This is a genomic window from Xanthomonas axonopodis (assembly GCF_001304695.1).
GTDB lineage: Bacteria > Pseudomonadota > Gammaproteobacteria > Xanthomonadales > Xanthomonadaceae > Xanthomonas > Xanthomonas axonopodis.
Genome location: NZ_JFAQ01000088.1, coordinates 1 through 24,803, shown reverse-complemented (window position 1 = coordinate 24,803; position 24,803 = coordinate 1). Strand labels below are relative to the sequence as shown.

The 24,803-nt window shown below is 64.3% G+C and carries 18 protein-coding genes, 1 tRNA gene and 2 pseudogenes; 19 read left to right on the top strand and 2 right to left on the bottom strand.

Annotation, left to right across the window (positions count from 1 at the left end):
- The first annotated feature begins 27 nt into the window (after nucleotides 1-27).
- The 11 genes from XAXN_RS09100 (at nucleotide 28) to XAXN_RS22480 (ending at nucleotide 8,882) form a co-directional block, all read left to right on the top strand.
- Nucleotides 28-468 (top strand): MEKHLA domain-containing protein, encoded by a 441-nt coding sequence (locus XAXN_RS09100; protein ID WP_054319300.1) that lies wholly within the window; start codon nucleotides 28-30, stop codon nucleotides 466-468.
- A 283-nt stretch (nucleotides 469-751) separates the two neighbouring features.
- Complete coding sequence (gene fabD / locus XAXN_RS09095; protein ID WP_054319299.1) at nucleotides 752-1,696, top strand: ACP S-malonyltransferase; 945 nt, start codon at nucleotides 752-754, stop codon at nucleotides 1,694-1,696.
- An 82-nt stretch (nucleotides 1,697-1,778) separates the two neighbouring features.
- Complete coding sequence (gene fabG / locus XAXN_RS09090; protein ID WP_054319298.1) at nucleotides 1,779-2,522, top strand: 3-oxoacyl-ACP reductase FabG; 744 nt, start codon at nucleotides 1,779-1,781, stop codon at nucleotides 2,520-2,522.
- Between the two features lie 204 nt (nucleotides 2,523-2,726).
- Complete coding sequence (gene acpP, locus XAXN_RS09085) at nucleotides 2,727-2,966, top strand: acyl carrier protein (RefSeq protein ID WP_002814322.1); 240 nt, start codon at nucleotides 2,727-2,729, stop codon at nucleotides 2,964-2,966.
- Between the two features lie 141 nt (nucleotides 2,967-3,107).
- On the top strand, nucleotides 3,108-4,343 hold the full coding sequence (gene fabF / locus XAXN_RS09080) for a beta-ketoacyl-ACP synthase II (RefSeq protein WP_054319297.1): 1,236 nt from the start codon (nucleotides 3,108-3,110) through the stop codon (nucleotides 4,341-4,343).
- 219 nt (nucleotides 4,344-4,562) lie between these two features.
- Nucleotides 4,563-5,918 carry an aminodeoxychorismate synthase component I gene (locus XAXN_RS09075; protein WP_054319296.1) on the top strand — a complete coding sequence of 452 codons (1,356 nt, stop codon included), beginning with the start codon at nucleotides 4,563-4,565 and terminating at the stop codon, nucleotides 5,916-5,918.
- Between the two features lie 60 nt (nucleotides 5,919-5,978).
- Nucleotides 5,979-7,052, top strand: a complete 1,074-nt coding sequence (gene mltG, locus XAXN_RS09070) for an endolytic transglycosylase MltG (protein WP_054319295.1) — start codon at nucleotides 5,979-5,981, stop codon at nucleotides 7,050-7,052.
- Nucleotides 7,049-8,008 (top strand): DNA polymerase III subunit delta', encoded by a 960-nt coding sequence (locus tag XAXN_RS09065; protein ID WP_039572876.1) that lies wholly within the window; start codon nucleotides 7,049-7,051, stop codon nucleotides 8,006-8,008. Before mltG ends, XAXN_RS09065 begins: the two co-directional genes overlap by 4 nt.
- A complete protein-coding gene (locus XAXN_RS09060; protein WP_003483889.1) occupies nucleotides 8,005-8,358 on the top strand; it encodes a PilZ domain-containing protein in 354 nt (117 codons plus the stop codon). The genes XAXN_RS09065 and XAXN_RS09060 overlap by 4 nt, the downstream gene beginning before the upstream one ends.
- Before the next feature lie 167 nt (nucleotides 8,359-8,525).
- A tRNA-Val gene (locus XAXN_RS09055) sits at nucleotides 8,526-8,600 on the top strand.
- A gap of 18 nt (nucleotides 8,601-8,618) precedes the next feature.
- The gene (locus XAXN_RS22480; protein ID WP_134980506.1) at nucleotides 8,619-8,882 is read left to right on the top strand and encodes a hypothetical protein; all 264 of its coding nucleotides are present in this window, start codon (nucleotides 8,619-8,621) and stop codon (nucleotides 8,880-8,882) included.
- 200 nt (nucleotides 8,883-9,082) lie between these two features.
- Here XAXN_RS22480 and XAXN_RS23655 read toward each other — a convergent pair whose 3' ends face one another.
- Nucleotides 9,083-9,307 carry a type II toxin-antitoxin system prevent-host-death family antitoxin gene (locus XAXN_RS23655; RefSeq protein WP_134980507.1) on the bottom strand — a complete coding sequence of 75 codons (225 nt, stop codon included), beginning with the start codon at nucleotides 9,305-9,307 and terminating at the stop codon, nucleotides 9,083-9,085.
- Nucleotides 9,308-9,471: 164 nt separating this feature from the next.
- On the opposite strand from XAXN_RS23655, the gene XAXN_RS09050 reads away from it, so the two are divergent.
- Nucleotides 9,472-9,798, top strand: a complete 327-nt coding sequence (locus XAXN_RS09050) for a hypothetical protein (protein ID WP_054319294.1) — start codon at nucleotides 9,472-9,474, stop codon at nucleotides 9,796-9,798.
- A gap of 228 nt (nucleotides 9,799-10,026) precedes the next feature.
- Here the strand turns inward: XAXN_RS09050 and prpR are convergent, their stop codons facing one another.
- Nucleotides 10,027-11,637 carry a propionate catabolism operon regulatory protein PrpR gene (gene prpR / locus XAXN_RS09045; RefSeq protein ID WP_054319293.1) on the bottom strand — a complete coding sequence of 537 codons (1,611 nt, stop codon included), beginning with the start codon at nucleotides 11,635-11,637 and terminating at the stop codon, nucleotides 10,027-10,029.
- Between the two features lie 145 nt (nucleotides 11,638-11,782).
- Here prpR and prpB point away from each other — a divergent pair, with 145 nt between their 5' ends.
- The 7 genes and pseudogenes from prpB to XAXN_RS09010 all read left to right on the top strand — a co-directional run.
- A complete protein-coding gene (prpB, locus tag XAXN_RS09040) occupies nucleotides 11,783-12,679 on the top strand; it encodes a methylisocitrate lyase (RefSeq protein ID WP_054319292.1) in 897 nt (298 codons plus the stop codon).
- 74 nt (nucleotides 12,680-12,753) lie between these two features.
- Entirely contained in the window at nucleotides 12,754-13,908 is a 1,155-nt protein-coding gene (gene prpC, locus XAXN_RS09035; protein ID WP_054319291.1) for a bifunctional 2-methylcitrate synthase/citrate synthase, read from the top strand.
- Between the two features lie 145 nt (nucleotides 13,909-14,053).
- The gene (acnD, locus tag XAXN_RS09030) at nucleotides 14,054-16,660 is read left to right on the top strand and encodes a Fe/S-dependent 2-methylisocitrate dehydratase AcnD (protein WP_054319290.1); all 2,607 of its coding nucleotides are present in this window, start codon (nucleotides 14,054-14,056) and stop codon (nucleotides 16,658-16,660) included.
- An 83-nt stretch (nucleotides 16,661-16,743) separates the two neighbouring features.
- Nucleotides 16,744-17,943, top strand: a complete 1,200-nt coding sequence (gene prpF, locus XAXN_RS09025; protein ID WP_054319289.1) for a 2-methylaconitate cis-trans isomerase PrpF — start codon at nucleotides 16,744-16,746, stop codon at nucleotides 17,941-17,943.
- A 220-nt stretch (nucleotides 17,944-18,163) separates the two neighbouring features.
- Nucleotides 18,164-20,380: a TonB-dependent receptor gene (locus tag XAXN_RS09020; protein ID WP_054319288.1), complete on the top strand. Its 2,217-nt coding sequence runs from the start codon at nucleotides 18,164-18,166 to the stop codon at nucleotides 20,378-20,380.
- Nucleotides 20,381-20,486: 106 nt separating this feature from the next.
- Nucleotides 20,487-21,448: pseudogene (locus XAXN_RS09015) on the top strand (nucleoside hydrolase).
- 515 nt (nucleotides 21,449-21,963) lie between these two features.
- Nucleotides 21,964-24,636 (top strand): annotated as a pseudogene (locus XAXN_RS09010) (alpha-2-macroglobulin family protein); the annotation flags it as partial.
- Nucleotides 24,637-24,803 lie beyond the last annotated feature (167 nt).

The window sequence follows — 24,803 nt, the reverse complement described above, 5'->3', positions numbered from 1 at the left end:
AAGCCGGCCGGCAGGTACATTCGGCACATGCACCCCGCCCATGAACCTGTCTTCGTCGCCTTGCTCACCAGCAGTTACCAGCGGTTCGCAGGCCGCCCGCTGGTCGCAGATCGACCAATCGAGCCCGGTTGGCTATATCACGATGCGCCGTTCGCGCTGCTTGCGCACGATACCGCTGCAGACCCGCGGTTTGTCTATGCGAACCAGGCGGCGCAGCGCGTCTTTGGCTACAGCTGGAGCGAGTTCGTCGGCATGCCATCGCGGCTATCGGCAGAATTGCCAGAGCGAGCGGAACGTCAGCGTTTGCTCGATGCGGTCACCCGTGATGGCTTCGTAAGGGACTACGCGGGTGTGCGGATCGCGAAGGATGGTTCCCGCTTCCGGATCGCCGAAGGTGTGGTCTGGCAACTCGTCGATGAGGACGGGGTGCTGCGCGGACAAGCGGCGACATTTCCGCTGCCGGGGTAGACAACACGCAGGTGGCAGCACCGGGTGCGCCCGATCCTTCAGCTTCCCCGCTGGCCTTGCGGGCGCTGGCCGCGCCGCCTTTGCCGGCAGCGCTTTCAACATCGAACCCGAACAGCGGCGCGTCAGCGCAACTGCAGCCGTTGCGCGCGCGGCTCGATCAAGCCCGATCTGCGGTTTTGCGATGTCGCGACACGTTCGCGTGGCCATCTGCATACGCGGCAGTACAGACGCCGGGGCAATTTCGCACGTATGATCCCGGCTCGATTTTTGTAGGCAGCAACGCGTGACCGAATCCACTCTCGCCTTCGTGTTTCCCGGCCAGGGCTCGCAGTCCTTAGGCATGCTGGCCGAACTGTCCGAATTGCACCCGCAGATCCGCGAAACCTTTGCCGAAGCCTCCGAGGGCGCTGGGGTCGATTTGTGGGCGCTGTCCCAGGGCGGCCCGGAAGAAATGCTCAACCGCACCGAATACACCCAGCCGGCCCTGCTGGCCGCCGGCGTGGCGGTGTGGCGGCTGTGGACTGCCCAGCGCGGGCAGCGCCCGGCGCTGCTGGCGGGCCATAGCTTGGGCGAATACACCGCGTTGGTCGCGGCCGGCGCCCTGACGCTGCACGATGGTGCGCATCTGGTGCGGTTGCGTGGGCAGTTCATGCAGGCTGCGGCACCGGCGGGCATCGGTGCGATGGCCGCGGTGCTGGGCGCCGAAGATGCGGTAGTGCAGGAGGTTTGTGACCAGGCGTCTGGTAGCGAAGTCGTGGTGCCGGCCAACTTCAATTCGCCCGGTCAGATCGTGATCGGCGGCCACGCTGCGGCGGTGGATCGCGCGCTGGCGCTGCTGGCCGAACGCGGCGTGCGCAAGGCGGTCAAGCTGGCAGTAAGCGTGCCGTCGCACACCCCGCTGATGCGCGATGCCGCCAACCAGCTCGGCGAGGCGATGGCCGGGCTGAGCTGGCAGGCACCGCAGATTCCGGTGGTGCAGAACGTGGACGCGCGCGTGCATGAAGGCAGCACGGCCATCCGCCAGGCCTTGGTGGAACAGTTCTACCTCCCGGTGCAATGGACCTGCTGCGTGCAGGCGCTCGCCAGCCACGGCATCACCCGCATTGCCGAATGCGGCCCGGGCAAGGTGCTGAGCGGGCTGATCAAGCGCATCGACAAGAGCCTGGATGCGCGGCCGCTGGCAACGCCTGCCGACTATGCCGGCGCGCTCGATGCGTGGGCGCACTGATCCAACGCCGCTGCCGGCCGTGCCGGCATCCCTCGACGTTCGCGGCCACGGTTGCGGCGTCCCCCATCGAGGAACAGCAAGCATGAGCAAGCCCCTGCAGGGCGAAATCGCCCTCGTCACCGGCGCCAGTCGCGGCATCGGTGCGGCCATTGCCGACACCCTGGCCGCCCAGGGCGCCACGGTCATCGGCACCGCCACCTCGGCTTCCGGCGCTGCGGCGATCGGCGATCGTCTGGGGGCCCACGGCGGACACGGCCGTGAACTGAATGTCACCGACGCGGCAGCGGTCGATGGCCTGATCGATGCCATCGGCAAGGAGTTCGGCGCCATTTCGATCCTGGTCAACAACGCCGGCATCACCCGCGACAACCTGTTGATGCGGATGAAGGACGACGACTGGCAGGCGATTATCGACACCAACCTGACCAGCGTGTTCCGCACCTCCAAGGCGGTCATGCGCGGCATGATGAAGGCACGCAAGGGCCGCATCATCAATATCGCCTCGGTGGTGGGTGTGACCGGCAATCCGGGCCAGACCAACTACGCCGCGGCCAAGGCCGGCATCATCGCGTTCTCCAAGTCGCTGGCCAAGGAAATCGGCTCGCGCGGGGCCACTGTGAACGTGGTGGCGCCCGGTTTCATCGACACCGACATGACCAAGGCGCTGCCCGACGAGGCCAGGACCGCCTTGCTGCAGCAGATAGCGCTGGGTCATCTGGGCCAGCCGGAAGACATCGCCAATGCAGTGGCGTTTCTGGCCGGCCCGACGGCCCGCTACATCACCGGTGAGACCCTGCACGTCAACGGTGGCATGTATATGCCGTAAGCGTGCGGCGCCGGGAGGCGCTAAGTGGCTGATCGGCCGGGAGTTGTGATGCAATGCAAGGTCCGGTCGCTTCCACTACACTATCCAACGCGTCCATCGCAGCGGCGATGGCATTTTGTGAGTCCCTCACAGGAGCACCGCACATCCGTGTGCGGGGATCCTAAAACTCGAACCACCACTACTCCAGCTGGAGCGATATCCCCAATGAGCACCATCGAAGAACGCGTCAAGAAAATCGTCGTCGAACAACTCGGCGTCAAGGAAGAGGAAGTCACCACTAGCGCATCGTTCGTCGATGATCTGGGTGCCGACTCGCTGGACACCGTCGAGCTGGTGATGGCGTTGGAAGAAGAGTTCGAGTGCGAGATCCCGGACGAAGAGGCCGAGAAGATCACCTCGGTCCAGCAGGCGATCGACTACGTCAAGGCTCACGTCAAGAGCTGATGCGTTGTTCCTGATCGTGGCGGCGTGCATCAACCCGCTGCCGCGTCAGGCATTCCATGGGGCCGCTGATGCGGCCCTGTGTTTTTCAAGTGTCACCCGCAAACCCCAAGCACCATCCGTTCCGTGGTGAGGAGATCTGCAATGAGTCGTCGTGTTGTCGTTACCGGCATGGGCATGGTGTCGCCGCTGGGCAATGATCTGGCCACCAGCTGGGATGGAATCGTCCACGGCCGCTCAGGGATTGGCCCGATCACGCAGATCGATGCCTCGCAGTTCACCACCAAGATCGCCGGTGAAATCAAGAATTTCGACCCCACGTTTTTTGTGTCCGCCAAGGACGTCAAGAAGATGGATTCGTTCATCCACTACGGTGTCGGCGCCTCGTTCATGGCGCTGGACGATTCCGGCCTGGAAATCGACGAAAGCAATGCCGAACGCGTGGGCGCCATTCTCGGCTCCGGTGTCGGCGGCCTGCTCGGCATTGAAGAGCAGACCATCAAATTCCATGAGGGCGGCGCGCGCAAGATTTCGCCGTTCTATGTGCCCAGCACCATCATCAACATGCTGCCCGGCCAAGTGAGCCTGATCAAAGGCCTGAAAGGCCCGACGTTCTCGGCGGTATCGGCCTGCGCCACGTCCAACCATTCGATCGGCACGGCGATGCGCATGATCCAGCACGGCGATGCGGATGTGATGCTGGCCGGCGGCGCCGAGCGCGGTTCGTCGCCGAGTTCGGTGGGTGGCTTTTGCGCGATGAAGGCGATGTCCACGCGCAACGACGATCCGACCGGCGCCTCGCGGCCGTGGGACAAGCAGCGCGACGGCTTCGTGCTGGGCGACGGCGCCGGCGTGCTGGTGCTGGAAGAGTACGAACACGCCAAGGCGCGTGGCGCGCGCATCTATGCCGAGCTGGTCGGCTTCGGCGCCAGTTCCGATGCGTTCCACATGACCGCCCCCAGCGAAGACGGCGAGGGCGCGGCGCGCAGCATGGCGGCAGCGTTGCGCGATGCCAAGCTCAACCCCGAGCAGATCGGCTACCTCAACGCGCACGGTACCTCCACGCCGCTGGGCGATCTGGCCGAAACGATGGCGATGAAGCGCGCCCTGGGCGATCACGCCTACAAGACCATGGTGAGCTCGACCAAGTCGATGACCGGGCACCTGCTCGGCGCGGCCGGCGGTGTGGAAGCGATTTTCTCGGTGATGGCGCTGCACACCGGCATCATCCCGCCGACCATCAATCTGGAAGAACCAAGCGAAGGCTGCGACCTGGATTACGTGCCGAATGTGGCGCGCCAGGTGCGGGTCGATGCGGTGATGTCCAACGGCTTCGGCTTCGGCGGCACCAACGGCACGCTGGTGTTCAAGCGCATCTGAGCCTGCGTGCCGGTTGCGGTGCACGCCGCGCCGCGTGCGCCTGGACGACGACGGTGCGCGGCACTCGCGCGGCCGCCGCCCGGTTGTCGTTTGATCTGTTGTTGGTCCGTCGTTTCCTGATCGATTGTTGATCGATTGTTGATCCATTCTCATCCACTCTCGTGCGCGCTGCAGTCTCGGCAGCGCCGTGAATTTCCGCACCCTCGCCATGCCGGACCGATGACGCTTACCAGATCACTGCACGCGGACATCGATTTGCTGGCGCTGCATCAGCTGGCGCCGCAGCGCTATCCGGCGCTGCTGGAATCCACCGCCTCCGGCACCGAGCATGGGCGCTGGGACGTGCTGTTGCTGGCCGACGGCGACAGCCTGCGGCTGGATGCCGATGGCCGCACCCGCGATGGCGAGGGCAGGGTGCTGGAGGGCAGCTTCCTGGCTGCGCTGGACACTGCGTGGCAAGTCGAGCGTGTGCCGCACGATGCGCACAGCCCATGGCCCTTTCGTGGTGGCTGGGCGGTGTTGCTGGATTACGAGTTGGCAGCCCAGGTTGAGCCGATCCTGCAGTTGCCCACGCGCGCCGATGGCCTGCCCATCGCACTGGCGCTGCGCGCGCCGGCGGCGGTGTTGCGCGATCGTGTGCAGGGCCACTGCATCGCGCTGGCCGAACCGGGCCGCGATGATTTGCTGGCGCGCATCGTCGACGACATCGCCGCGTGCGCTGCGCTGCCGCCGTTGCCGGACTGGCCCGGGCCGCTTGCGGTGGACGAAGACGCCCCCCAGCGCTTTACCGCGGCGGTGGAGCGCGTGCTCGACTACCTGCGTGCCGGCGATGTGTTCCAGGCCAATATCTCGCGCGCCTGGCACGCGGCATTCGCTGCGGTGGTCGATCCAGCTGCGTTGCATGCGCGCCTGCGTGCGGCCAATCCGGCGCCGTTCGCCGGCCTGTTCGTTGCGGCCGGGCGTGCGGTGGCCAGTTCCTCGCCCGAGCGGCTGGTCTCCGTAAAGGGCGATGTGGTGCAGACGCGTCCGATCGCCGGCACCCGCGCGCGGTTTGCCGGCGACGACGATGCCGCACGTATCCGTGAACTGGTCGGGCATCCGAAGGAGCGCGCCGAGCACGTGATGCTGATCGATCTGGAGCGCAACGACCTGGGCCGCATCTGCGCGCCGGGCACCGTGGAGGTGGATGAGTTGATGTGCGTGGAAAGCTATGCGCATGTGCATCACATCGTCAGCAACGTGCGCGGGCGTCTGCGCGCCGGAGTGACGCCCGGTGAGGTGATTGCCGCGGTGTTCCCCGGCGGCACCATTACCGGTTGCCCGAAGGTGCGCTGCATGCAGATCATCGCCGAGCTCGAACAGGCCGCGCGCGGGGCCTATACCGGCGCATTCGGCTGGCTCAATCGCGATGGCGACATGGATCTGAATATCCTGATCCGCACCGCCGAGGTGGCCGATAATCAGGTGCGCTTCCGCACCGGCGCCGGGATCGTGGTGGATTCGGACTCGCAACGCGAGCTGGACGAAACCCGCGCCAAGGCGCGTGGCGTGTTGCGTGCGATCGAGCAGACATGAGCGCTTCAACGGGACATCACCGGCGCGCGGTATCCTGCGTGGCGCTGGGGCAATGACGAGGTGGGTGTGGCGGTGACTGGCAAACGCGGATGTCTGGCCGTGCTGGGCACGGTGTTGCTGCTTGCAGCGCTGCTGGCGATTGCCGCCGTGGTGGCGTGGCGGCATTACCTGCACTTCGCCGATACCCCCGTATCTGCGAGCGCGCCCAGCGTGGTGATTGCGCCCGGCGATTCGCTCAAGGCCACATTGCGCAAACTGCGCGCCGCCGGCCTGGCGCAGGGCAACGAGCTGGAATGGCAGCTGCTGGCGCGGCAGGTCGATGCGGCCGGCAAGCTTAAGGTGGGCGAATACGCGCTGTCGCCAGCGCTGTCACCGCGGGAACTACTGACGCGCATGCGCCAGGGGCGGGTGATCCAGCACCGCTTCACGATCGTGGAAGGCTGGAATTTCCGTCAGTTGCGCGCCGCACTGGCGACCGCCACGCCGTTGCACCACTCCATCGACGCGTTGGACGATGCGGCACTGATGGCCCGGCTGGGATTTGCCAAGCAGCATCCGGAAGGGCGCTTCCTGCCGGAAACCTATGTGTACCAGCGTGGCGACAGCGACATCGATGTGCTCAAGCGCGCGCATGCGGCCATGGACAAGGCATTGGCGCACGCCTGGGAGCAGCGCGCCCCGAACCTGCCGCTCGCCTCGCCGGAGCAGGCATTGATCCTGGCCTCGATCATCGAAAAGGAAACGGCCCTGGCCTCAGAACGCCCCCTGATCGCCGGGGTGTTCCTGCGCCGTTTGCAGATGGGCATGAAGCTGCAGACCGACCCGACCGTGATCTACGGCATCGGCAGCAGCTACGACGGCAATATCCGTCGCCGCGACCTGACCACCGATACGCCGTACAACACCTACACCCGTACCGGCCTGACGCCGACGCCGATCGCCATGCCGGGCCGCGAGGCGCTGCTGGCGGCGGTGCGGCCGGCACCCGGCGAGGCGCTGTATTTCGTGGCGGTGGGCGATGGCACCGGCGCGCACGCGTTCTCGGCCACGTTGGCCGAACATAACGCAGCGGTGGCGCGCTATCTGCAGCGCCGCCGGCTGCCGAACACGCCTCCGACGGAGCCCACGCCATGACCGCCGCATTTTCGCCCTGGCAGCAGCGCGCCTTCGACCAGACCGTGGCCGCGCTGGATGCGGGCCGGCTTGGACATGGTTTGTTGATCTGCGGCCCGGAAGGGCTGGGCAAGCGTGCCGTTGCCCTGGCCCTGGCCGAGCACGTCCTGGCCAGCTCGCCAGACCCGGCGCTGGCGCAGCGCACGCGCCAGCTGATTGCCGCCGGTACCCATCCGGACCTGCAACTGGTCTCGTTCATTCCCAATCGCACCGGCGACAAACTGCGTACCGAGATCATCATCGAGCAGGTGCGCGAGATTTCGCAGAAGCTCGCGCTGACCCCGCAGTACGGCATCGCCCAGGTCGTGATCGTCGACCCGGCCGACGCGATCAATCGTTCTGCCTGCAATGCCTTGCTCAAGACACTGGAAGAACCATCGCCGGGACGCTACCTGTGGTTGATCAGCGCGCAGCCAGCGCGTCTGCCGGCGACCATCCGCAGCCGTTGCCAGCGCCTGGAATTCAAGCTGCCGCCTGCGCACGAGGCGCTGGCCTGGTTGCTGTCGCAAGGGGTGAGCGAGCGCGCCGCGCAGGAAGCGCTGGACGCCGCGCGCGGCCACCCCGGTCTGGCCGCGCAGTGGTTGCGCGAAGATGGCCTGGCAGTCCGGCGTGCGGTTGCGCAGGATCTGGAGCAGATCGCCAGTGGACGCGCCGGCGCAGTCGATGTCGCGCAGCGTTGGACCAACGATGGCCAGGCCGATCAGCGCCTGCGCCATGCCGCCGATCTGGCACTGGCACAGGCATCTGCCGGCTTGACCGATCCATCGCGGTTGCACAAGCTGGCGACCTGGTTCGACGCCGCCAACCGCACCCGCGATCTGCTGCGCACCACCGTCCGCGCCGACCTGGCAGTCACGGAATTATTGCTGTCCTGGCGCGAGGGAGAGCGCCAGCCACGTTCTAGGGGAACTCGATGAGTGCAATGAATGCACGCCAAGGCATTTTGTCGCTGGCGTTGAAAGACAAGCCAGCGCTCTACAGCGCCTACATGCCGTTCGTGAAAGGCGGCGGCATCTTCGTGCCCACGCCCAAGCGCTACATGCTGGGCGATGAAGTCTTCCTGCTGCTGACCCTGCCGGACTCTAGCGAGCGTCTGCCGGTCGCCGGCAAGGTCATCTGGACCACGCCTGCCGGCGCCCAGGGCAACCGCGCCGCCGGCATCGGCGTGCAGTTCCCCGACGGCCCGGAAGGCGAGGCAGTACGCAACAAGATCGAGACACTGCTGGCCGGATTGACCACCTCGGACAAGCCGACGCATACGATGTAAGCGGCAGGGGCACGGCAAGACGGCAGTGAGGTGAGGCCTGCGGTGGAGCTGCGACGTCATCGCGGCAGACGGGGCGATGGAGATGCGGTCTCGCTGACGTGACAAAGGACAGCAAACAATTGTTGACGACCGCCGCCGCGGCCCTATAATCTGCGGCTAGCGTCATCGGGCGGTTAGCTCAGCGGTAGAGCATTGCCTTCACACGGCAAGGGTCACAGGTTCGAACCCTGTACCGCCCACCATTGAAGTCCAGGCATTGCATGGGTTTCAGCGCGAACAAAAAAGCCGGCCATGTGCCGGTTTTTTTGTTGTCTTCTGCCATCCTGCAAAGCTTCCCTCTCGGCTCCTCAGCAGGTGGTGGACCGCAGACGCCACCAAGCATGTTGAATGCATGGCATTGCGATGGGCGAAGCTGGCTGACGCAATTGCCGACGCTATGCGTAGTGATAACGCAGTTGGGCGATCAGCGGGATGCCATCGTTGGCTTTCTAGATGATCCGGTGCTCGTTATTGAGGCGTCTTGACCAATGCCTGCTAGTGCGTGGCGCAGCGGCTCGGGCTTGCCAATGCCTTGGGACGGGTCGCGCCAAATGGCTTGATCAAGTCATTGATGGCTTCAGCATTTTCTTGTCGGTCTGCTGCCGGTACAGATAAATTCTCCCAGGCACTATCCGAAAAACTGCGGAATCAATCGGCCAGTTCCTGTTTGTTGCCGCGGCCGGTTTCAAGCTAGGCGATGGATTCCAGCAGACGCTGCGCGCCCTTCGGCTGCGTAGCAGGTAGGCGGTCTCTTCCATGGCCTTGTAGTCTTCAGCGACACCAAGACCACGGCCCGCTCGCCACTGCGCGTGATGATCACCGGCTCGTGTCGACGACGCGGTACGTGGTGTCTGCGAGGGAAGTGCGCGCGGCGCTGTAGGTGATGGTGTCCTTGAGGCTCTCCAGGCATGCACAGAAAACTGTACTCAGCGGACTCGCAGAATCAATTACCGAGCTGTTGGTCACGGTTATGTTCAAGCCGCCGGTAGCTTGGCCAATTGCTTGTGTCTGCTTGTTGCGGGCTCAGCAAGGACTTGCCATCCTTCGATGCCCCGCGTTGAAGAAGGTGTAGCGATGAAGACGCCGCTTGGAAGTGCTCTGGTTGCGATGGCGTTGCTGTCTAGCTGTGCCCGCGACGTGGGTGAGCAATTCGTGGGCAAGTGGGTCAATGTGAAGTCGGAAAAGAATGTGCTGAGCATCGAGCACAACGGCGAGAGTTTCATCATTCGTGACACCCAGCCGGAACTGTTCGGTAACGGGTTCAAGACCCGCAACCATCCGGCGCTGCTGACCAACGGCGTGCTGCAGGTGTCCAACGGGGTGGGTACGGTCAACTATGCGATTGATGAGGCGACCGGCAAGCTGAGCACGGGCGATATCGAGTACAGGCGGGTGAAGTGATCGCCGAAACGCTTGGTCAATGGGCATGCGATGTAAGTGCGGCGTTGCGGTGAGCGAGGCGCGGGGATTGTTTCACCAGATAGCTGCCTCATGCCATTTAAATTGCGGCGCATGCCGTGATGCGCTTTGGTTGCGCATCCATGCGCGGTGCGCGCATGCCACGCCTTCACCTGCCGCCAGAGTGTGGAAGGCCATGTTTGCAGGCGTGGTCTGATCAGTCTTGTAAGTTCACGCTTTCCCTATGGACGGGACCACCGCCTGCGCCTGCATCCAGCGCCACAGCGTGGTGCGCGAGACGCCGAGCGCTTGCGCGGCGAGGGCGCGGTTGCCGTTGGCGCGGTCGAGCGCTGCGTGGACTGCGCTGGCAGTGAGCTGCAGGCGAGAGGTCGCTAAATCCGCATGCTCAAGTGGTGCGCCGCCGTGGTCGAGAGGAGTATCGAACAACTCCGGCTCCCAGCGTTCGAGTTGCTCCAGGCTCAGGTTGTCGTGCGATTGGGCTTTCCAGTGAATGCACAGGCGTTCGACCAGATTGCGCAGTTCGCGCACATTGCCGGGCCAACTGTGTTGTTGGAGGCGTTGCAGTGCAGCTGGCGATAGCGGCGATGGCATGCTGCCGAGTTGCTGGAAATAATGCGCAAGCAATAAGGCGATGTCGTGGTGGCGGTGTCGCAACGGCGGTAGTGCAATGCGCAACGCGGCAAGACGATAGAACAGGTCGCGACGGAAGCGGCTCTGTTCGACCAGCTGCTGCAGATCATGCAGGCTGGCGGCGACCACGCGCACGTCGATCGCCACGGGCACCGTTGCCCCGACACGCAGCACTTCACGTTCTTCCAGGACACGTAATAGCCGGGTCTGCAAAGGCATGGGCAATTCGCCGATTTCGTCGAGGAACAGCGTGCCATCCTGCGCAGCTTCGACCAGACCGGTGTGGCCGCCGCGGCGGGCACCGGTGAAGGCACCATCGCTGTAGCCGAACAGTTCCGCCTCCAGCAACGATTCGCTGATGGCGCCACAGTTGATCGCCACGAAACGGCCGCGGCGACGACTGCCGGCATGCAGTTGTCGTGCGACCAGTTCCTTGCCGGTGCCGGTTTCGCCGCTGATCAACACGGTGCCGGCATGCGGTGCGTACAGCTGCACCAGCTCGCGCACGCGCAGCATTGCGCTGTCTTCGCCCAGCAGGGCGTCGGCGCGTCGTGGACGGCGCGGGGCGGTACGGCCAGCGATGCGATCCGTGGCTGGAGCGGTGCCCAGCGTGATGGCCTGTTCCAGCGCATGACGCACCGAATCGGCCGAATACAGCAGCACGCCGGGCAGCTCGGCCTGCTCGGCGAAATCGATCGCCATGCCGGTGCCGACAATGACCTGGATGCCGCTGGCGCGCAGATCGGCGATGCAGTCGCGTGCGTCTTCTGCGGTGACGAAACGGCGGTGTTCGATCTTCAGATCGAAGCTGTGCTGAAACGCGTAGAACGAGGGCACATCGGTGGCGTGGGTGACCACGCCGATGCGCGGCGCAATGCGGCGCGCACGCGCCAGTGCTTCCATCAGATCGAACCCCGTGGCCTGGATGGGCGCCAAGGGCAGCGCGAGCCGGCTGCGCAGGTACGCCGCATTGGATCCGCCGGCCACCAGCGCGTCGCAGCGCTCGCGGCGCAGGCGTTGGCCGATGACCTCGACCGCTTCGGCAAAACCGAGGTTGATCTGCTCGATGCGCGCGCGCTGGTCGAACTCGGGGATGACATCGGCCAGCAGGCCGGTCAGGCGCGAGACGCTGACGGTCCAGATGACGGGCAAGGAAGCGTCTGCGGTTTCCGGGAGGGCAGGGCTGCGCATGACGTCGTCGCGTTTCGAGGGTGTTTCAGAGTGGGTCAGCTGTTGCAGTTTTGCAACAAGTGGCAAGCTGAGGCCTTTACAGATCAATGGCTTGTGCCTGGCACGGTATTTGCGTTTGCACGGTTATCCCATCCAAGGAACCGCCATGACGTCCTCGTCTACTTCCTCTGCCGGCACGCGTTTTCGCGCCGCGCTGGCTGCCGAAGCGCCGCTGCAGGTGATCGGCGCGATCAATGCCAACCATGCACTGCTGGCTCAGCGCGCCGGCTATCAGGCGATTTACCTGTCTGGCGGTGGCGTGGCGGCCGGGTCGCTGGGGTTGCCGGACCTGGGCATCAACACGCTGGAAGACGTGCTGATCGACGTGCGCCGTATCACCGACGTGTGCGAGCTGCCGCTGTTGGTGGATGTGGACACCGGTTTTGGTCCGAGTGCATTCAACATCGAGCGCACCATCAAGTCGCTGATCAAGGCGGGCGCGGGCGGTTGCCATATCGAAGACCAGGTTGGCGCCAAGCGCTGCGGCCACCGGCCGGGAAAGGAGATCGTGAGCCAGGGCGAGATGGTGGATCGGGTCAAGGCCGCAGCCGATGCCAAGACCGATGCAGCGTTCTTCCTGATTGCGCGTACCGACGCAATCCAGATGAAAGGCGTGGATGCGGCGATCGAACGCGCCATCGCCTGCGTGGAAGCGGGTGCGGACGGCATCTTCGCAGAAGCCGCCTACGACCTGGAGACCTACAAACGCTTCGTCGATGCGGTAGGCGTGCCGGTGCTGGCCAACATCACCGAATTCGGCAAGACACCGCTGTTTACGCGCGATCAGCTTGCGCAGGCCGGCGTGGCGATCCAGCTGTTTCCGCTGTCGGCATTTCGAGCGGCCAACAAGGCCGCCGAGGCGGTCTATACGGCGATTCGGCGCGATGGCCATCAACAAGCCGTGCTGGACAGCATGCAGACGCGCGAAGAGCTGTACGAACGCATCGAATACCACAGTTACGAGCAGCGCCTGGATGCGTTGTTTGCGCGCAAAGGCGCATGATGACGCGCTGCTGACCCTCTTCATTGCCGCCTCGCACGCCACACCGCGACACCACACAGTTGGGAGCTCATCGCATGAACGACACTGTCACTCCTGGTTTCAAGCCGAAAAAATCCGTCGCCTTGTCCGGCACTGCCGCCGGTAACACGGCCCTGTGCACAGTGGGGCGCAGCGGCAACGACCTGCACTATCGCGGTTACGACATTCTTGACCTGGCCACCACCAGCGAGTTCGAAGAAATTGCGTACCTGCTGGTGCACGGCAAGCTTCCCAACAGCGGCGAGCTGCGCGGTTACAAGGCCAAGCTGCGCTCGCTGCGCGGTGTGCCGGCAGCGGTGAAAACTGCGCTGGAACAGTTGCCGCCGTCGGCGCATCCGATGGATGTGATGCGCACCGGCGTGTCGGTGCTGGGCTGCCTGCAGCCGGAAAAAGACGACCATAACCACCCTGGTGCGCGCGACATCGCCGACAAGCTGATGGCCTCGCTGGGCTCGATGCTGCTGTACTGGTATCACTACAGCCACAACGGCAAGCGCATCGAGGTGGAGACCGATGACGATTCCATCGGCGGGCATTTCCTGCATCTGCTGCATGGCTTTGCGCCCAAAGACTCGTGGGTGCGCGCGATGCACACCAGCCTGATCCTGTATGCAGAGCACGAATTCAATGCATCCACCTTTGCCAGCCGCGTGATTGCCGGGACCGGCAGCGATATGTACAGCGCCATCGCCGGCGGCATTGGTGCGCTGCGTGGGCCCAAGCACGGCGGCGCCAACGAAGTGGCCTTCGAAGTGCAGAAGCGCTACGACACCCCGGACGAAGCAGACGCCGACATCAAGGCGCGTGTGGAACGCAAGGAAGTGGTGATCGGCTTCGGGCACCCGGTGTACACGGTGTCGGACCCGCGCAACAAGGTGATCAAGGAGGTGGCGCGCGAGCTGTCCGAGGAGCAGGGCAGCCGCAAGATGTACGACATCGCCGAGCGCCTGGAGAGCGTGATGTGGGACATCAAGAAGATGTTCCCGAACCTGGATTGGTTCAGTGCGGTGAGCTACCACATGATGGGCGTGCCGACGGCGATGTTCACCCCCTTGTTCGCGCTGGCGCGCACAGCCGGCTGGAGCGCGCACATCATCGAGCAGCGCGTGGACGGCAAGATCATCCGCCCCTCGGCCAATTACACCGGGCCGGAAGATCAGGTGTTCGTGCCGCTGGATCAGCGTTCTTGAGTTGCTGTGAGAGCGATGCCGGCCCTCATTGCCTTATTCCCTGGTTTCCCCGTTCCCTCATCTGCCCTTTGGGCACCTTCTCCCGCTTGCGCGAGAAGGGCAAAGTGAATGCAAACTCCTCGGCCGCCTTGTGATATCGCCAGCCATGAACAGCCAGTACCGCAAGCCCCTGCCGGGCACCTCGTTGGATTACTTCGATGCACGCACCGCCGTCGATGCCCTGCAGCCCGGCGCGTATGCGACCTTGCCGTACACCGCACGCGTGCATGCGGAGAACCTGGTGCGGCGTGCAGAGCCACACTTGCTGGAGGCATACCTGCGGCAGTTGGTCGAGCGCAAGCGCGAGCTGGATTTCCCGTGGTTTCCGGCGCGTGTGGTGTGTCACGACATCCTGGGCCAGACCGCGTTGGTGGATCTTGCGGGCCTGCGCGATGCCATTGCCGAGCAGGGCGGCGACCCGGCACAAGTTAATCCGGTGGTGCCGGTGCAGTTGATCGTGGATCACTCGCTGGCAGTGGAATACGCTGGGTTCGACAAGCAGGCCTTCGCCAAGAACCGTGGCGTGGAAGATCGGCGTAATGCCGATCGGTTCCATTTCATCGAATGGACCAAGCGTGCGTTCGAAAACATGGAAGTGATTCCGCCAGGCAACGGGATCATGCATCAGATCAATCTGGAGAAGATGTCGCCAGTGGTCTACACGCTCGATGGCGTGGCGTTTCCAGATACCTGTGTGGGCACCGACAGCCACACGCCGCATGTGGATGCGCTGGGGGTGATCGCGGTGGGCGTGGGCGGATTGGAAGCGGAGAACGTGATGCTGGGGCGCGCCTCATGGATGCGCCTGCCGGACATCATCGGTGTGGAATTGACCGGCCGGCCGGCGCCGGGCATCACGGCCACCGACATCGTGCTGGCATTAACCGAATTTCTGCGCGCGCAACGTGTGGTTGGGGCGTATCTCGAGTTCTACGGGGATGGTGCGCGTGCGCTGACCATCGGCGACCGCGCGACCATATCCAACATGACGCCTGAATTCGGTGCAACCGCGGCGATGTTCTACATCGACCAGCAAACCATCGATTACCTGCGCTTAACCGGTCGCGACGATGCGCAGATCGCGTTGGTGGAGACCTATGCGCGGGATACCGGCCTATGGGCAGACGATCTGGCCACCGCGCAGTACGAGCGCGTGCTGCAGTTCGGTCTGGCGAGCGTAGTGCGCAACATGGCCGGGCCTTCCAATCCGCACAAACGTGTGGCCACCACCGAACTGGCAGATCGTGGGATTGCCGGTGCGTGGGAGCAGGTACCGGGACAGATGCCTGATGGCGCAGTGATCATCGCAGCGATCACCTCGTGCACCAACACCTCCAACCCGCGCAACGTCATCGCTGCCGGCTTGCTGGCGCGCAATGCCAATGCGCGTGGATTGACTCGCAAGCCGTGGGTGAAAAGCTCGCTGGCGCCGGGCTCCAAGGCCGTGCAGCTGTACCTGGAAGAAGCCGGTTTATTGAGCGAGCTGGAGCAGTTGGGCTTCGGCATCGTGGCATTCGCCTGCACCACCTGCAACGGCATGAGCGGTGCGCTGGATCCTGCGATCCAGCAGGAGATCATCGATCGCGATCTGTATGCCACGGCGGTGTTGTCGGGCAACCGTAATTTCGATGGCCGCATCCATCCGTATGCCAAGCAGGCCTTTCTCGCATCGCCACCGTTGGTGATTGCCTATGCCATTGCCGGCACGGTGCGCTTCGATATCGAAAAGGACGTCCTGGGCATCGATGCCCACGGCGTGCCGGTCACGCTCAAGGATCTGTGGCCGAGCGATGCCGAGATCGATGCGGTGGTGGCGCGCAGCGTCAAGCCGGAACACTTCCGCAGCGTGTACGACCCGATGTTCAAGCGCAGCGTGGGGCAAGGAGTCAGCGTGAACCCGTTGTACGACTGGCGCCCGGCCAGCACGTATATTCGGCGCCCGCCGTATTGGGAAGGCGCGTTGGCCGGTGCGCGCACGCTGCGCGGCATGCGCCCGTTGGCCGTGCTGGGCGACAACATCACCACCGACCATTTGTCGCCGTCGAACGCGATCATGGCCGGCAGTGCGGCCGGGCAATATCTGGCACAGATGGGCGTGCCGGAGGAGGACTTCAATTCCTACGCCACCCATCGCGGCGACCATCTCACCGCACAGCGCGCCACCTTTGCTAACCCCAAGTTGATCAACGAAATGGCGGTGGTCGACGGGCAGGTCAAAGCTGGCTCGCTGGCGCGGCTTGAGCCGGAAGGCCAGGTGCTACGCATGTGGGAGGCGATCGAAACCTACATGACGCGCAAGCAGCCGCTGATCATCATCGCCGGCGCCGATTACGGGCAGGGATCTTCGCGCGACTGGGCAGCCAAGGGCGTGCGGCTTGCCGGTGTGGAAGTGATCGTCGCCGAGGGCTTCGAGCGGATTCATCGCACCAACCTGATCGGCATGGGCGTGCTGCCGCTGGAGTTCAAGCCGGGCACCGATCGTAAGACCCTGGGCATCGATGGCAGCGAAACCTTCGACGTGGTGGGGGAGCGCACGCCCGGCGCCACGCTGACGCTGTCCATTCACCGCCGCAATGGCGAGCAGCTGCAGGTGCCGGTGACCTGCCGTCTGGATACTGCAGAGGAAGTATCGATTTACGAGGCCGGTGGTGTGCTGCAGCGGTTTGCGCAGGATTTTCTTGAGAGCCGGGAATCGGGAGTCGAGATGCGTTGAAAGCAATATCTGCACCGCAAGCGCACTGACGTCACTGGCTGCTGCCATCGCACCGCCGCCCTAATCCCTGATCCCGGCCTCCCATGACCCATCTCCCCCAACTCCGCATCCCCGCCACCTACATGCGTGGCGGTACCAGCAAGGGCGTGTTTTTCCGTCTGCAGGATCTGCCCGTGGCCGCGCAGCAACCGGGGGCTGCACGCGATGGGTTGTTGTTGCGGGTGGTCGGCAGCCCGGATCCGTATGCCAAGCAGATCGATGGCATGGGCGGGGCCACATCGAGCACCAGCAAGAGCGTGATCGTGTCGGCCAGCACGCGCGATGGGCATGATGTGGACTACCTGTTCGGCCAGGTGTCCATCGATAGCGCGTTCGTGGATTGGAGCGGCAACTGCGGCAATCTGTCGGCGGCGGTGGGGCCATTCGCCATCGCCAGCGGCTTGATCGATCCGGCACGCGTGCCACGCGATGGTGTGGCCACGGTGCGGATCTGGCAGGCCAATATCGGCAAGACCATCGTTGCGCATGTGCCGATGACCGATGGGCTGGTGCAGGAAACCGGCGACTTTGAACTGGACGGCGTGACCTTCCCGGCGGTGGAAGTGCAACTGGAATTTCTCGACCCGGCCGACGATGCTGAAGGCGAGGGCGGGGCGATGTTTCCCACCGGTAACGTCATCGATCAACTGCAGATTCCCGGGCTGGGCATGCTCGATGCCACGCTGATCAATGCGGGCATTCCCACCATCTTCGTCAACGCGCGCGACCTGGGTTATACCGGGACCGAGCTGCAGGACGCCATCAATGGCGACCCGCGCGCCTTGACCATGTTCGAGACATTGCGCGCACACGGTGCGGTGCGGATGGGGTTGATTGCGAAGGTGAAAGACGCCGCGACGCGGCAACACACGCCCAAGGTCGCCTTCGTGGCGCCGCCGGCCGACTACACCGCGTCCAGCGGAAAGCCGGTGCACGCGGCAGAAATCGATCTGCTGGTGCGCGCGATGTCGATGGGCAAATTGCATCACGCGATGATGGGCACTGCAGCAGTTGCGATCGGCACCGCTGCGGCCGTGCCGGGCACGCTGGTCAATCTGGCTGCCGGCGGTGCGGCGCGCTCGGCCGTGCGCTTCGGGCATCCGTCCGGCACCTTGCGGGTCGGCGCGCAGGCGCAGCTGGTCGACGGCCAGTGGCAGGTGACCAAGGCGCTGATGAGCCGCAGTGCGCGGGTGCTGATGGAGGGTTGGGTCAGGGTGCCGGCACCTGTTGCCGAGGTTGGGTGAGCCTGCGCAGGGCCCGTGGAGCAAGCAGCGCTAACCGAGCTTCCTCGCGCGGCGTCGCATAAATCGATCGCATGAGTCTGTTGCATTAATTCGAACGGTTTTTGAATTATGGAAACTTTTCTTGCACGCGCTCTGCCATATTTGTGTAAATCATGTTAATTCTGTTGCACTGCGGCACGCAGGCCAGGCCGCCCCGCCACCAGAATTCGGAGTTCTCCCCATGTCCGCCAGCCGGTCGCTCAAGATCAGCGCGCTCGCCGTTGCCGTCGTTTCCCTTCTTCCGCTCCATGCCGCTGCCCAGCAGGCGCCCGGCGACGATGGCGTCGTGCGTCTGGATGCGGTCAAGGTCACGGTCGAGCGGCGTTCGGAAGACTCCAAGGACGTGCCGGTCTCCGCGTCGGTGTTGCGCCCGGAATTTTTGGATGCCATTTCCACCAGCGGTTCGGACATCCGCGTGCTGGCCGGCAAGGCGCCCAGCCTGAACATCGAATCGTCCAACGGCCGTGTCTTCCCGCGCGTGTATATCCGCGGCTACGGCAATACCGACTTCAACACCTATGCCTCGCAGCCGGTGTCGTTGATCTATGACGACGTGGTGCAGGAAAACGCGTTCCTGAAGGGCTTCCCGATCTTCGATCTGGAAGGCCTGGAAGTGCTGCGCGGCCCGCAAGGCACGCTGTTCGGCCGCAACACGCCGGCCGGCGTGGTCAAGTTCAATTCGGTCAAGCCGACCATCGGTGCCAATGACGGCTACGCCAGCCTGTCGTACGGCACCTACGGCACCATGACCCTGGAAAGCGGCCTGAGCATTGCGATGGGCGACCATTGGGCAGCGCGTCTGTCCACCCTGGGCCAGCGCCGCGACGATTGGGTGGAAAACCGCGACGGCCGCGATCTGGAAGGCTATACCGATTCGGCCGTGCGCCTGCAGCTGCTGTACCAGGCCAGCGACGACTTCAGCGCGTTGTTCAATGCGCATGCGCGCCATCTGGACGGCACCGCGCGGCTGTTCCGCGCCAACATCATCCAGCCCGGTACCAACCAGCTGGTGGATGGCTTTGATGCGGAAAAATCCTTCATCGACGGTGCCAACCGCCAGGAACTGCAGACCTACGGCGGCAGTGCCAACCTGACCTGGGATCTGGGCGACATCGCGCTGCACTCGATCACCGCATACGAGGGAATCGGCAAGTACTACAGCCGCGGCGATATCGACGGCGGCTTCGGTGCGGTGTTTGCACCGCCGTCGGGCCCGGGCGTGATTCCGTTCCCGGTGGAAACCGCCGGCGGTATCAAGAGCCTGGATCAATACAGCCAGGAAGTGCGCGCCGAATCGCAGTACGAAGGCCCGCTCAACTGGCAGGCCGGCGTGTACTACTTCCACGACGATGTGGAAGGCGAAAACTACACCTACAACACCCTCAGCGGCGGCGACCTGGCCAGCTACCAGCTGACCCGCCAACGCAATACCTCCTGGGCGGCGTTCGGCTCGTTGAACTACGCGGCCACCGACCGTTTGAACCTGCGCGCCGGTATCCGCTACACCTACGACAAGAAAACCTTCGACGTGCTGGCGCTGGACCGCGTCACCCTGGTCGAACCGTCCAGCGGCGAGACCGACAACTCCAAGGTCACCGGCGATCTGGCGGCCACCTTCTCCATCAACGACGACGTCAACGTGTACGCACGTGCCGCACGCGGTTTCCGCGGCGCCAGCTTCGGCGTGCCGTCGGGCACTGCGCCGCTGACCGTGGCCGAGCCGGAGACCGTGGATTCGTTCGAGGTCGGCATCAAGTCGGACCTGTTCGACAACCGCGCGCGTCTGAGCTTCGACGTCTACGATTTCCGGGTGAAGAACCAGCAGCTCACTGCGGTGGGTGGTGCGTCCAACGACGTGCGTCTGCTCAACGCCGACAAGACCAAGGCCCGCGGCGCGGAGTTCGATTTCGAAGCCTTGCTCACCCAGAACCTGCGCGTCACCGCCGGCGGCGCTTACAACTGGACCCGCATCGACGACCCGAACCTGTCGGTGGGCATCTGCCGCACCTGCACCGTCACCGACCCGATCAACACGGCCGGCCGCGCGGTGATTGACGGCAACGATTTGCCGCAGGCGGCGAAGTGGATGGCCAACGCCACCCTGCGTTACGGCATCCCGATGGGCAACGACGGCGAGCTGTTCTTCTACACCGACTGGTCCTACCGCAGCGAAGTGAATTTCTTCCTGTATGACTCCAAGGAATTCACCGGCCAGCCGCTGGTCGAGGGCGGCGCCAAGATCGGCTACAACTGGGGTGCGGGTGCGTACGAGTTGTCGGTGTTCTGCCGCAACTGCACCAACCAGATCCGTGTGACCGGTGCGATCGACTTCAACAACCTCACCGGCTTCATCAACGACCCGCGCATCGTGGGCGCGCAGTTCCGCGCCAACTTCTGATTGGCGCAGTCGTGTCGCAACATCCAACCGCCGGCTATCATGCCGGCGGTTTTTTTATGGCGGCAGGAGTAGATGCATGCGGCGGATCATTCGGAATGCTTGGTTGATTGCGGGGCTGTGCTGTGCGGCTGCCGTGGCGCAGGCGGCTGCGGTGACGACAGCGCAGGCCACGCAACCGCCCACGGCCGCCGAGCTGCTGGTGGTCTCCACCGACATCGGCGACGACATCGACGATGCGTTTGCGCTGGGACTGCTGTTGCGCAGCCCGCAGTTGCAGGTACTGGGCATCGCATCGGCATGGGGCGACACCACGTTGCGTGCGCAGCTGTTGCAGCGCTTGTTGCAGCAGGCCGGGCGCAGCGAGATTCCATTGGCGGTGGGTGCACGCACGACCAGCAGCATTCCCTTCAGCCAGGCACGCTGGGGGCCGCCAAGGGACAGTTGCCCGGCAAGCTGCCGGATGCGGCGGCAATGATCCTGCAGCAGGCGCGCCGGCATCCGGGCGAGGTCACCTTGCTGGTGCTCGGGCCGATGACCGATGCGGCGTTGGCGCAGCAGCGCGACCCGGCCGGCTTTGCCAAGCTCAAGCGCATTGTGGCGATGGGCGGCTCGGTGCGGGTGGGTTACGGCAAGTCCGCGTATCGTCCGGCCAGCGCGCCGGCGCCGGAGTACAACATCCTGGCCGATGTGCCAGCGGCGCAGCGCGTGTTCGCGGCTGGCGTGCCGATCGTGCTGCTGCCGTTGGACGCCACCCAACTGCCGTTGGAGGAGCCGGAGCGTATCGCCTTGTTCGCCCATGGCGACGGCCTGACCGACGCACTGACCCAGCTCTATTACCAATGGCGCAATACCGACCAGCCCTGGGCCAGCGCCACCCCGACATTGTTCGACGTGGTGCCGGTGGCGTGGTTGCTGGATCCGCGCTTGTGCCCGACCACGCCGCTGCATCTGGAAGTCGACGCCCAGGGCTATACCCGCGAAGGCCCGGGCGCGGCCAATGTACAGGTCTGTCTGCGGCTGGATCGCCCCGGCCTAACCGCGCTGTACATGCGGCAACTATTGCACTGAGGCCTCGCAAGGCCAGCCGAGCGCGTTGCGCTGCTCTGTACTTCGGCCCTGCGCCGACGCGCGCGCAGCAAGGCGGTAGTTTGTTTGCGCTGGAATTCGCACCCGCGTATAAGAGGGCGCTGCCACGGGAGCATCCGCATTTGTGGGGAAGCCAATTCGGCTTCTCCTGGCAATACCGATTTTTCCTGTGAAGGGCCACAAGAAACTTGGTTGTGAGCACTTCCCCGGTCGCAGAACCTTGTTCCTTCATCGCGTATTTTCCCATAAATATGCTTTATGGGACCAAGTGGCTGTTCGGCGCTTCTCGCTCGACGTCGTTCTGTAGGGCGCGCGTTATAGCGAGCAACGAGCTCGCTGCGCAAGGTTGCAAAATGTCTGAGGCTTTCATTTCGCGGATGCAGGAGCTCGCCAAATCAGCGCGAATGCTGGCGCTCATGAGCGCTTCGATCAAGCTGCGCTCGAATGATTCCGTTGATTCCGCCATCCGCGCGCAAATCGACGAAGGTGTCCGAATGGCCGTGGGTGAAGCGCTCGATGTGGCCGACGAAGAGCAGCTGGGACTTGCTATGACCGTGATCGAGATGGCGCTGGCGCTGGAATTGTCGCGGCCGTTGGTGGGCACGCAGGATTTCGATGCGCTGGTGCGCTTCGAAGAAAAGGTCGGCACCGGCGACAGCAGCTGGACGCTGTCTGAGGATGGCAAGACGCTGCGCTACCCGTACGTCGAAGCGGCCAAGGACTACACCGTGCTGGTCGACGCCAACCTGCTGGCCGCCGACGGCAGCCGCTTGGGTAAGCCGCTCAAGCAAAAAGGTCTACACCGGCGAACTCAAGCCTGTGGCCGGGTTCGCTTCGCAGGGCAGTGTGCTGCCGGCGCGCGAAAGCCGCGGCCTGCCGGTGGTGTCGGTGAACATGCCGGAAGTGGATGTCGAGTTCCTGCGCGTCCGCGAGAAATCGCTGCCGGCGTTCTTCCAGCAGTTCCAGCGTGGCGGGCGCCGTGGCAGCTGGGATCTGGAGAGCGAGTACAGTGGCAACCAGCCGCTGTCCAAGCTGGCCGACCCGGTGTATGTCAATCGCTTCATCCTTGGCGGCAAGCAGAACAAGCGCGTGCTGACCTACCTGCCGACGCAGGACATCAAGGAGCTGCAGGAACCTGGCCTGTATTTCGCGGTGATGAAGCGTGCCGGCAGTTTCGAGAACGAATTCGACACCGCGTTCTTTACCGTCAGCGACATCGGCCTGCATCGCGCGCCTACAAGGACAAGTTGTTCGTGCACACCGCCTCGTTGCAGAGCGGCGAGCCGATCAAGAACGTGGAGCTGCGCATCCTCGATGCCAAGGGCGAGTTGTTCCTGAAAGGTGCAACCGACGGTAACGGCAATGTGCTGCTCAACTACACGCTCGACGCCGGCCATGTGCTGACAGCGCGCAGCAAGACCGATATCTCGCTGTTGCCGTTCAACCAGCCGGCATTGGATCTGAGCGAGTTCGCCGTGGCCGGGCGCCAGGGCGCGTGGTTTGATGTGTTCGCCTGGGCCGGTCGCGATCTGTACCGCCCCGGCGAAACCATGCGGGTGTCGGCGATCCTGCGCGACAACGACGGCAAGCCGACCAAGCCGCAGCCGGTGTTCCTGCGTCTGAAACAACCGGACGGCAAGACGTTTCGTGAGACCAAGCTGCAGCCCGGCGAACAGGGCTATTTCGAATTCGCCCAGCAGATTCCGGCCGATGCGCCGACCGGCCGCTGGCAGGTGGAATTCCGCACCGATCCGGCCAGCAAGGACGCCGTGCAGGGCATGACCGTGCGCGTGGAAGAGTGCCTGCCCGAGCGCATGAAGCTGGACCTGGACAGCACACAGAAGACCTTGAGCGCCGGCCAGCCGTTCAAGCTGGTGGCCAATGCCGCGTACCTGTACGGCGCACCGGCCGCTGGCAACCGTTTCACCGCCAAGCTGGCAGTCAGCGTCCAGCAGCATCCGCTCGAAGCGCTGCCCGGCTGGTGCTTCGGCGACCCAACGCTGGCGCTTCCGCGCGAAGCCAAGGACGTGATTGACACCGAGTTCGATGGCGACGGCATCCCGCGCGAAGACATCGCATTGCCGGCCGAGGCCAAGCCGGTCAGCACGATTGCCGCGGTCGTCTCCGGCAGCGTGTACGAAACCGGCGGCCGCACCGTCACCCGCACCCTCAAGCGCGTGCTGTGGCCGGCCAAGGCCCTGGTCGGCGTGCGGCCGTTGTTCGACGACAAAGACGGCGCCGATGCCAATGGGACGGTGCGCTTCGAAGTGACCCGCGTGGATGCCGGTGGCAAGCCGCAGCAGGCCAAGGGCCTGAAGGTCACGCTGGTGCGCGAGCTACGCGACTACCACTGGAACTACACCGACAACCACTGGGATTACGACTTCACCCGCCGCTTCGAAAACAAGGACACGCGCACGCTCGATGTGGGCAGCGTCAATGCCAAGATCGATTTCCCGGTGGAATGGGGCGAATACCGCCTGGACGTGTTCGACCCGGCGAGCGGGCTGACCACGCGTTACCCGTTCCGCGCCGGCTGGAGCTGGAACGATGAAAACCGTGGCCTGGATGCGCGCCCGGACAAGGTCAAGCTGGCGCTGGACAAGACCGGCTACCGCGCCGGCGACACGCTCAAGGTGACGCTGACCCCGCCGCATGCCTGCAAGGGCGTGTTGCTGGTGGAAAGCGACAAGCTGCTGTACGTGCAGGACATCGACGTCAAGCCGGGCAGCAGCTTCGAGATTCCGGTGAGGTGTGGGAACGCCACAACGTGTATGTCACCGCACTGGTCTTCCGCGGCGGCAGTGCGCCCCGCAAGATCACGCCGGCACGTGCGGTGGGCGTGGCCTATGTGCCGATGGATCGCAAGGCGCGGCGGGTGGCGGTGGGCTTGTCCGCGCCCAAGCAGATGCGCCCCGAGCAGCCCTTGCCGGTGACGGTGAGCGTGCCCGAGCTGGCGGGCAAGGCCGCACATGTGACCATTTCGGCGGTGGACGCGGGCATCCTCAACATCACCCGTTTCCCGGTGCCCGATGCCAACGCGCAGTTCTTCGCCCAGCGTCGTCTGGGGACCGATGCGTACGACATCATATGGGCGGGTGATCGAAAGCTTCGAAGGCGCCAGTGGCAAGCTCAAGTTCGGCGGCGACATGGCGCTGGAAGCCCTGCCGTAGGCCAAGCGCCCGACCGCGCGCGTGCAGACCGTTGACCTGTTTTCCGGCTTAAGGCAACGCTGATCAAGTTCCAAAGATGCGAGGATAAGTGCTTCGCAGCGATGGTGGTGCAAGCCGATGAAGCAGCGGACCTTGGCAATGTCAGCTGACCAGGGCAACGGGTT

Excerpts from the sequence above, each read along its gene's own strand:
- XAXN_RS09100 (WP_054319300.1), top strand. The coding sequence starts at position 28 with ATGCACCCCGCCCATGAACCTGTCTTCGTCGCCTTGCTCACCAGCAGT.
- fabG (WP_054319298.1), top strand. The coding sequence starts at position 1,779 with ATGAGCAAGCCCCTGCAGGGCGAAATCGCCCTCGTCACCGGCGCCAGT.
- acpP (WP_002814322.1), top strand. The coding sequence starts at position 2,727 with ATGAGCACCATCGAAGAACGCGTCAAGAAAATCGTCGTCGAACAACTC.
- fabF (WP_054319297.1), top strand. The coding sequence starts at position 3,108 with ATGAGTCGTCGTGTTGTCGTTACCGGCATGGGCATGGTGTCGCCGCTG.
- XAXN_RS09075 (WP_054319296.1), top strand. The coding sequence starts at position 4,563 with ATGACGCTTACCAGATCACTGCACGCGGACATCGATTTGCTGGCGCTG.
- XAXN_RS09065 (WP_039572876.1), top strand. The coding sequence starts at position 7,049 with ATGACCGCCGCATTTTCGCCCTGGCAGCAGCGCGCCTTCGACCAGACC.
- XAXN_RS09060 (WP_003483889.1), top strand. The coding sequence starts at position 8,005 with ATGAGTGCAATGAATGCACGCCAAGGCATTTTGTCGCTGGCGTTGAAA.
- XAXN_RS22480 (WP_134980506.1), top strand. The coding sequence starts at position 8,619 with ATGGGTTTCAGCGCGAACAAAAAAGCCGGCCATGTGCCGGTTTTTTTG.
- XAXN_RS23655 (WP_134980507.1), bottom strand. The coding sequence starts at position 9,307 with ATGCCTGGAGAGCCTCAAGGACACCATCACCTACAGCGCCGCGCGCAC.
- XAXN_RS09050 (WP_054319294.1), top strand. The coding sequence starts at position 9,472 with ATGAAGACGCCGCTTGGAAGTGCTCTGGTTGCGATGGCGTTGCTGTCT.
- prpR (WP_054319293.1), bottom strand. The coding sequence starts at position 11,637 with ATGCGCAGCCCTGCCCTCCCGGAAACCGCAGACGCTTCCTTGCCCGTC.
- prpB (WP_054319292.1), top strand. The coding sequence starts at position 11,783 with ATGACGTCCTCGTCTACTTCCTCTGCCGGCACGCGTTTTCGCGCCGCG.
- prpC (WP_054319291.1), top strand. The coding sequence starts at position 12,754 with ATGAACGACACTGTCACTCCTGGTTTCAAGCCGAAAAAATCCGTCGCC.
- acnD (WP_054319290.1), top strand. The coding sequence starts at position 14,054 with ATGAACAGCCAGTACCGCAAGCCCCTGCCGGGCACCTCGTTGGATTAC.
- prpF (WP_054319289.1), top strand. The coding sequence starts at position 16,744 with ATGACCCATCTCCCCCAACTCCGCATCCCCGCCACCTACATGCGTGGC.
- XAXN_RS09020 (WP_054319288.1), top strand. The coding sequence starts at position 18,164 with ATGTCCGCCAGCCGGTCGCTCAAGATCAGCGCGCTCGCCGTTGCCGTC.